The sequence below is a fragment of the Streptococcus parasanguinis genome, assembly GCF_001578955.1.
Classification (GTDB): domain Bacteria; phylum Bacillota; class Bacilli; order Lactobacillales; family Streptococcaceae; genus Streptococcus; species Streptococcus parasanguinis_U.
Genome location: NZ_KQ969690.1, coordinates 310,331 through 313,016, shown reverse-complemented (window position 1 = coordinate 313,016; position 2,686 = coordinate 310,331). Strand labels below are relative to the sequence as shown.

Here is a 2,686-nt window from a genome sequence, read left to right as displayed (position 1 = left end):
GGGCAAAACTAGGTTCAAATCGATTTTTCTTGAAGGTGCCTAGATGCAAGCCATTTCGGGCGATTTTTACTTTTCGCAAATCTGGTAAACCAAGTGGAACCAAGTAGAGTTCGTCCCCAAAGGTTTCGAGGACACCTTCTAGAGTGATCTTCAAGTGTTTCTTAGAAAACTCCTGCCACCATTTCTTTTGCTCCGCAGATAATTGGTCCTTTTTGGAAGGGATTTTGGCAGGACGATTCTCTCCTAGATAACGGAACTTAGCAACAAATTGTCCCTCCCCTTTAAAGAGATGAGGATACATGCGCGCCGTTTCTGGATGGTCAATACCTTCTGCCATACCATTGATCTTCTCGATCGTTTCCAATTCCAGATCATAGTTTTCCAAAAGCCAGGATACGATCTCTTCATTTTCCTCAGGAGCCCAGGTACAGGTTGAATAAACCAAGGAACCACCTGGGACCAACATCTTGAGAGCATCCTCGAGAATCTCTCTTTGAAGAAGACTGCACTCTTGAGGATAATCGATGGACCAATAGTCCATGGCATCTGGTTGCTTACGGAACATCCCCTCACCTGAACATGGGGCGTCTAGTACAATCAGATCAAAAAAGCCTGAGAAAACTTTGGCCAGACGATCGGCAGACTCATTGGTTACCAGCACATTTCGCGCACCAAAGCGTTCGACATTCTCTACAAGAATTTTCGAGCGGCCCTTGTGGATTTCATTGGAGACCAAGAGTCCCTGATTGTCCAAATAAGACAAGAGTTGGGTGGTCTTTCCGCCAGGAGCTGCCGCCAAGTCTAAGACCTTCATTCCAGGCTTCGGCTGAGCGACTTGGGCCACTATCTGGGCTGCTGGTTCTTGCGAATAGACCAAGCCCGTTGCGTGCTCGATGGATTTTCCTGAGACCTTTCCATAATGTCCCCAAGGAGTATTGGGAATCGGATCATCAAATGCTTTTTGAGCTTCTTTCAAAGGATTAGTCCGAAAGGCCGATACTGCTTCTTGTTCAAAGGTCGCAAAAAAAGCAGCAGCATCCTCACCTAGAAGATGCTGGTATTTTTCTTTAAAACCATTGGGAAAATTCATTTAACTTCTCCCTTTCTTAAGATAGGTTTGAATTTCTGTTAACTTCACTTTTGGAACCATCATAATCGGTTCCACTGACTGGTAATTAGGTTTATCTCCATTTAGATTTAAAACGGTATAGCCCAACTGTTCCCCCATGATCGCAGCTGCGGCATAATCCCAGGGCCAGATGTAGCTAAAATAAGCTAGAATCCCACCTGAGAGAATTTTTGAAAAACTAATACCGGCACTTCCGTAGACCCGAATGCCAAGAGAGTCCATACCAAGATCGGCCATGCCCCAGTCATTTTTCTCAAGCATGCCGACATTTGAAGCAATCAAAAGGTTTTCCAGAGGTTGGTCCACAAAGGGCGTCAGTTCAACCTCATTGCGATAAACAGGGAATTCTCCACCCCCGTAAAAAAGGTGATCCCGCATCACATCGTAGATCAGGCCAAACTGACCAATTCCGTCTTCAAAATAGGCCACCATCACCGCAAAATCTTCCTTTTGGGTCACAAAATTATTGGTCCCATCAATAGGATCAATCACCCAAACGGATCCTTCTGAAATCGGTGAACGAAGGCCATCTTCCTCCGCAAAAATCCGATCTTCTGGATAGCGATGTGTGATTTTTTCAACCAAATCCTTTTGAACCTGTTGGTCCATCTGGGTGACTAAATCCGTCGGCCCAGTCTTTTTTGAGATCATCAAGTCATCATGGAGATGAAGACGCAAGTAGTCTCCAGCCTCTAAAACGATCTGTTTGGCAAACTCTAATTTATTCTTCAAGAGAAAACCATCCTTCCTCTTTTTGCTTTGCAGCCTGGGTCGCACGATAGAGAGAATAACCGCTCACTTCTTCGAACTCCCGTCCAAGACGCTTTTCTTCTCCGATACTAGGCACGACCTTCTTAAAAGCGCGGTAGGCTTCCATATATTCTTTGGCCTCTACCTTACTTTCATAGGCTTCTTCAACTTTATTGAAAAAAGAAAGCACTGAAGCAAGCTCTTCAGTGCTCCACGATAAGTCCAGTGGGTAACTATAATTTTTTTGCATTCGACATACTTCTTAGTTTATTTCTGCTCTTAGAGTGGCAGAGCGTAACTCTTGTTTGCGATAACTCCGTGGCAAGAAGGCCCGAATTTCATCTTCGTTAAAGCCAATCTGCATGCGTTTGTTATCTAAAATAATCGGTCTCCGCAAGAGACTTGGATTTTCCTCAATCAGACGGATCAAGGCTGAGATAGATAAATCTTCAACATCAACATCCAATTTTTGAAAAATTTTTGAACGAGTTGAAATAATGTCGTCTGTTCCGTTTTCGGTCAAGGCCAATATACTTGTCAACTCCTGTTTGCTCAAAGGACTTGTCATAATATTGTGTTCTTTAAATGGAACATCGTGCTTTTTTAACCAAGCCCGAGCTTTTCGACATGATGTACAACTCGGTGATAAAAATAATGTAATCATGTGGTTCACTTCTTTTTTTATATATAACTATCTGACTCTATTATACAAAAAAAATAGGTGCTTGAAAAGCGCTTTTTTTGATTTCTCGACGATTTTTCTGAATTTCAGTGGAAAAAAGAAATCCCTTTCATTTTTCCCAAGAA

General features: G+C 43.0%; 3 protein-coding genes and 1 pseudogene. All 4 read right to left on the bottom strand.

Translation table 11 applies throughout. From position 1 onward, the window contains the following. A pseudogene (locus tag SPADD19_RS05355) lies at positions 1–1,090 on the bottom strand (RsmF rRNA methyltransferase first C-terminal domain-containing protein); the annotation flags it as partial. Beyond that, on the bottom strand, positions 1,091–1,861 hold the full coding sequence (locus tag SPADD19_RS05350) for an inositol monophosphatase family protein (RefSeq protein ID WP_061455451.1): 771 nt from the start codon (positions 1,859–1,861) through the stop codon (positions 1,091–1,093). Further along, positions 1,851–2,129: a UPF0223 family protein gene (locus tag SPADD19_RS05345; protein ID WP_003003480.1), complete on the bottom strand. Its 279-nt coding sequence runs from the start codon at positions 2,127–2,129 to the stop codon at positions 1,851–1,853. The genes SPADD19_RS05350 and SPADD19_RS05345 overlap by 11 nt, the downstream gene beginning before the upstream one ends. Positions 2,130–2,141: 12 nt before the next feature. Beyond that, positions 2,142–2,543, bottom strand: coding sequence for a Spx/MgsR family RNA polymerase-binding regulatory protein (locus SPADD19_RS05340; protein WP_021152971.1), 402 nt, complete (start codon positions 2,541–2,543; stop codon positions 2,142–2,144). Positions 2,544–2,686 lie beyond the last annotated feature (143 nt).